Source organism: Anoxybacillus sp. (assembly GCF_036834105.1).
Classification (GTDB): domain Bacteria; phylum Bacillota; class Bacilli; order Bacillales; family Anoxybacillaceae; genus Anoxybacillus.
In genome coordinates this window covers 1-4,804 of the sequence record NZ_DAITON010000153.1, presented here as the reverse complement: position 1 = coordinate 4,804, position 4,804 = coordinate 1, and the positions used below count along the sequence as shown (strand labels likewise).

The window sequence follows — 4,804 nt, the reverse complement described above, 5'->3', positions numbered from 1 at the left end:
TTGGCACCCCTAAGATGCCAAGAAACCTTGATATATCAACATTTTTAGAGGGAGGTGAGCTATTTGTATATCCCGAATTATTTTGCGATGACAGAAACAACAGCTTACGAGGTGATACAGGAAAATAGTTTTGCAACGTTGTTTTCTGTGCACAAAGGAGAGCCTTTTGCTACACATTTACCTTTGCTGTTGAATCAGGAGAAAACGCACTTGTATGGTCATTTTGCTCGTTTGAACCCACAATGGAAAGATATTGAAAATCAAACTGTTTTAGTTGTTTTCCAAGGTCCCCATTGTTATCTTTCACCCTCGTGGTATGAAACGAATCAAGCAGTGCCGACATGGAATTATTTGGTGGTTCACGTGTATGGACAGGTGATCCTCCTTGAAGACGAGCACGAGTTAATGAAATCTTTAAATGATATAGTATTCATGTATGAAGGTACTACTAGCTCCTACCGACTACAAAATGTAGACCGGAACCTTCTTCGTGGCATGATGAAGGAAATTCAAGGATTTAAAATAAAAATCAATAAGATAGAAGGGAAGGCAAAGCTAAGCCAAAACCATTCTCGGCATAGACAAGAACTCGTGATCAAACAATTAGAACAAATCTCGTTACCAAATGAACAACAAATCGCCTCTTTAATGAAAGCAAACGTAAAAAATAAAATGTGAAAAGGAGCGGTATGCAATGGAGTTTTCAACAATTTGGCTATTTGTTATCGCAACGACGGCATTGTTAATTATGCCTGGTCCTGCGGTATTTTATATTATGGCAAGAAGTATAGATCAAGGAAAGAAGGCTGGTCTTGTCTCGGTTCTTGGCGTTTCTCTTGGCGGTGCTGTTCATGTTCTAGCAGGAGCAATTGGTGTGTCTGCTATCCTCATGACGTCAGCCACGGCTTTTACGATTGTGAAATATTTAGGGGCTATTTATCTTATTTATCTTGGATGTAAGACTCTATTGTCCGCATCCGGTGAAAATCATTCAGAAAATCCAAAAATGAACGATAAAAAGTTATGGAAAATTTTTTATGAATCAGTAATCGTTGAAGTGATGAATCCTAAAACGGCGCTTTTTTTTCTTGCTTTCTTTCCGCAGTTTATCACACCTGCTTCCGGCTCGGTTCCTGTACAGTTTTTGCTTTTAGGGACAATATTTATTATTCTAGCTTTTATTAACGATAGTCTATACGCTATTCTTGCTGCAAACATTCGAAAATGGATAGTCAGGAAGAAAGGGCATTCGAAGGTAATGAATCGGGTAACGGGATACTTATACATTATTCTAGGAATATTCTCTGCTTTTGCGAGTCCATCCAAAACATGACCATTCCAATATTATCGGTTTTTCCACAGCAAAGCATCATTTGAGTGTGTCACCCGAAGAAGCATGCATGACGCGATTTGCCGACGAAATTGCCCAAGCCGGTTATAGCGCTACGAAAGGTTTGTTTCGAATTCCATGGGATAAGCCGGTGAATTATGAATTACTAGAGAAAATCATTGAATTTAATATTCAAGAAAAAGCAGATTGCACAACTTTTTGGCGAAAATAACGAAAAAAAGCACTTCTCAAAAAGAGAAGTGTTTTTTGTTTTGAAAAAAAAAATCATATAAATCAATAATAATTTATTGTAAAACGATAAATTATAGGTTAAAATGAAATGGAAATGATGGAAGTGAGGTGCTTGTTGTGAAACGAGAAACACTTTTTTTAAAAATCGCTATTTTTATTATCGGCGCTCCTATTGTTGCGTTATGTGTATTTGTCTTGCCTAAGTTTCCTGATTTTTATGCCGATTGGCTACCGGAATTAGCGTATTTACGCTATCCGATCGTCATCTTTTTTTATGTTACCGCTATTCCGTTTTTTTTCGCACTATATCAAGCGTTCAACATGTTAACGTATATTGACAAGAACGAAGCGTTTTCCGATGTCTCTGTAAAAGCGCTAAAGTATATAAAATATTGTGCGGCGATCATTAGTTTATTATATGTTGCAGGCATGCCGTTTTTTTATCTCACTGCCGATTTAGACGATGCCCCAGGAATTATCATCATCGGATTGATGGTGGTTTTTGGATCTTTGGTCGTTGCCGTGTTTGCCGCAGTGCTACAAAAGCTTTTACAAAAAGCGATTGAAATCAAATCGGAAAATGATTTAACAATCTGAGGTGAAGTACATGGCGATTATTGTGAATTTAGATGTCATGTTGGCGAAACGGAAAATGAGTGTGACCGAGTTGTCAGAAAAAGTAGGAATTACGATGGCGAATTTATCGATTTTGAAAAACGGCAAAGCAAAGGCGATTCGGTTATCGACGTTAGATGCGATTTGCAAAGCGTTGCAATGTCAACCAGGGGATATTTTAGAGTACAGAAGTGATGACGAGATATAATCGGGGGCAAAAGTGATGAGATCATTTATTCAACTCGTTCATTTTGGCTGGCAACAAGCGTTATCTTGTTTGTTTCCTGTTGTTATTTTTTCCTCGCTAGCGGTGACAAAAATAGTACCGCTTCCTTTCTTGCCGCGGTATGATTGGCTACTTATCATTTGTCTTGTCATGCAATGGTGGATGGTACGTGCGGGACTAGAAACACGGGATGAACTAAAAGTGATTACGTTATTTCACCTCATTGGGCTTGCGCTTGAGTTGTTCAAAGTGCATATGGGGTCTTGGACTTATCCAGAGGAGGGGTATGCGAAAATTTTTGGCGTTCCTTTATATAGCGGCTTTATGTATGCAAGTGTCGCCAGCTATCTTTGCCAAGCATGGCGGCGGTTAAAGGTGGAGCTTGTCAAATGGCCGCCGCTTTCGCTCGTTGTTCCGCTAGCTGTAGCGATTTATTTGAATTTCTTTACCCATCATTATTGGATAGATGTTCGGGGGTGGTTAATTGGACTTGTCATCATCGTCTTTCGGTCGTCATCGGTCATTTACGAGGTAAACGGCACGCGTTACCGTATGCCGCTCGTCCTTTCTTTTTTACTTATCGGATTTTTTATATGGATTGCCGAAAATATTGCCACGTTTTTTGGCGCTTGGCAATACCCGAACCAAGCGAAGGCTTGGAGTATCGTTCACTTAGGAAAAGTAAGTTCATGGTTTTTACTAGTGATTGTAAGCTTCCTCATCGTTGCCACATTAAAGAAGATAAAAGAAAAAATTCCACAAACAACGACGCTAGCGATTAGAACGAAGTAATTTAGCGAACAGTTGTCGTTACCGTTCGCTAATCTTTTTCATATGATGCTCTTCAATAACCGAACGGACAATGTGAAATGAACTCCATTCACCTAGGGAAAGGAAGGTAATTGGATATTTCTTTGGAAAAAGGATAGATTGTATTTGTTTCAATGTCGCTCCTTTTTCGTACAAATCAATAATTTTTCCTTGAAGCTCTTGCAGATAGTGAAGCTTTCGTTGTAGAGCAGTGCGCCCATCTTTTACATAGCCTGCGTGGGCGCAAAACATTTCTCTAAAATCGTACGTTAATACTTTTTTTAATGAGTCAATCAAAGTAGAAATGCTTTCTTCGCGCAAGATGACTTTTGTTTTTTCGAGACAATATAAGTCCCCTGTAAAAAGTTGTCCTGTTTCGCGATTCAGAAATGCGAGATGGTCAACCGCATGACCTGGCGTATGAATCACGTCCCATGTCGCATGGCGTGTAAAAAACATGTTTTCAATCGGCTTAACTTGGAAAGGAGGGCGGGTTCCCCAGAAAAGCTTGCGATACAGTGGGTAATTTGCTTGTTTTTTGCAATAATCAATCATGATCTCGTTCATATAAATCGGCAGTTGTCGTTCGCTTTGTAAAAACGCTGCACAACCTGTATGGTCTTCATGAAAGTGGGTAATGATCACTTGATCGATATCTAAAAATTTGAAAAAATGAGTAAATTCATTTGCTAACGATGCTGCTCCTGTATCAATCAATACCCCGTCGGTAGAAAAATAATGTACCGTCAATCGTACCCCTTGAAATGTTAGAGTGCCTTTTGCGATATGTACCCCAGAAACAGTTTCTTGTTCGAATTTTTTCTTTACTAACATGCGAAGTGCCCCCTTTATTTCATTATATCAAACAATAATGAATATTCATTCATTATTTCCGCACTCCCGTAAAAAATGATGTCATACATACAAAATGAGCTGCCTTAAAGCAGCTCATCATGTGAATCAAACACTTTTGATCTTGTTAAAAAACGTACTCCTTCGCGCCCTTCAAGTGAAAACATGCCACCGCGGCCAGGTACAACATCAATAATTAATTGCGTATGTTTCCAATATTCGTATTGAGCAGCGTGCATATAAAATGGGCATCCTCCGATTTCGCCAAGCCACACGTCGGACTGTCCGATCATAAACTCCCCTTGCGGATAACACATCGGCGAGCTTCCATCACAACAACCACCAGATTGATGAAACATAAGCGGACCGTATGTTGCTTTTAATTTTTCGATAAGTTGTAGCGCTGCTTCGGTCGCTACTACTTTCGGTTGCATGCGCAATCAGCCCCTTTCAAAAAAGGCAGCGTCTCAAAAGCGCTGCCTGAACGATTAGAAAAATCCAAGTTTTTTCGGCGAATAGCTAACAAGTAAGTTTTTCGTTTGTTGGTAATGTTCGAGCATCATTTTGTGCGTTTCACGACCGATTCCTGACATTTTATATCCACCAAACGCTGCATGAGCCGGATAAGCGTGATAACAATTCGTCCAAACGCGTCCAGCTTGAATGCCGCGACCAAATCGGTATGCGGTATTCATATCGCGCGTCCATATTCCGGCACC

The 4,804-nt window shown here is 39.8% G+C and carries 8 protein-coding genes and 1 pseudogene; 6 read left to right on the top strand and 3 right to left on the bottom strand.

Annotation, left to right across the window (positions count from 1 at the left end; translation table 11 throughout):
* Window positions 1-63: 63 nt before the first annotated feature.
* From V7Z64_RS11825 to V7Z64_RS11800, 6 genes and pseudogenes are all read left to right on the top strand, one after another.
* Window positions 64-678: an FMN-binding negative transcriptional regulator gene (locus tag V7Z64_RS11825; protein WP_297989643.1), complete on the top strand. Its 615-nt coding sequence runs from the start codon at window positions 64-66 to the stop codon at window positions 676-678.
* A 16-nt stretch (window positions 679-694) separates the two neighbouring features.
* A complete protein-coding gene (locus V7Z64_RS11820) occupies window positions 695-1,333 on the top strand; it encodes a LysE family translocator (protein ID WP_297989645.1) in 639 nt (212 codons plus the stop codon).
* Window positions 1,334-1,343: 10 nt separating this feature from the next.
* Window positions 1,344-1,562 (top strand): annotated as a pseudogene (locus tag V7Z64_RS11815) (iron chaperone); the annotation flags it as partial.
* Window positions 1,563-1,699: 137 nt separating this feature from the next.
* Window positions 1,700-2,179 (top strand): DUF2975 domain-containing protein, encoded by a 480-nt coding sequence (locus V7Z64_RS11810; RefSeq protein WP_297989647.1) that lies wholly within the window; start codon window positions 1,700-1,702, stop codon window positions 2,177-2,179.
* 10 nt (window positions 2,180-2,189) lie between these two features.
* Window positions 2,190-2,405 carry a helix-turn-helix domain-containing protein gene (locus V7Z64_RS11805; protein WP_297989649.1) on the top strand — a complete coding sequence of 72 codons (216 nt, stop codon included), beginning with the start codon at window positions 2,190-2,192 and terminating at the stop codon, window positions 2,403-2,405.
* A gap of 15 nt (window positions 2,406-2,420) precedes the next feature.
* On the top strand, window positions 2,421-3,215 hold the full coding sequence (locus V7Z64_RS11800; protein ID WP_297989651.1) for a DUF817 domain-containing protein: 795 nt from the start codon (window positions 2,421-2,423) through the stop codon (window positions 3,213-3,215).
* An 18-nt stretch (window positions 3,216-3,233) separates the two neighbouring features.
* Here the strand turns inward: V7Z64_RS11800 and V7Z64_RS11795 are convergent, their stop codons facing one another.
* The 3 genes from V7Z64_RS11795 to V7Z64_RS11785 form a co-directional block, all read right to left on the bottom strand.
* Window positions 3,234-4,067: an MBL fold metallo-hydrolase gene (locus tag V7Z64_RS11795; protein ID WP_297989653.1), complete on the bottom strand. Its 834-nt coding sequence runs from the start codon at window positions 4,065-4,067 to the stop codon at window positions 3,234-3,236.
* A gap of 104 nt (window positions 4,068-4,171) precedes the next feature.
* The gene (locus V7Z64_RS11790; protein WP_297989655.1) at window positions 4,172-4,519 is read right to left on the bottom strand and encodes a DUF779 domain-containing protein; all 348 of its coding nucleotides are present in this window, start codon (window positions 4,517-4,519) and stop codon (window positions 4,172-4,174) included.
* A 54-nt stretch (window positions 4,520-4,573) separates the two neighbouring features.
* Window positions 4,574-4,804, bottom strand: a 231-nt coding sequence (locus tag V7Z64_RS11785) for an aldehyde dehydrogenase family protein (protein WP_297989657.1), incomplete at its 5' end; no start/stop codon positions are given.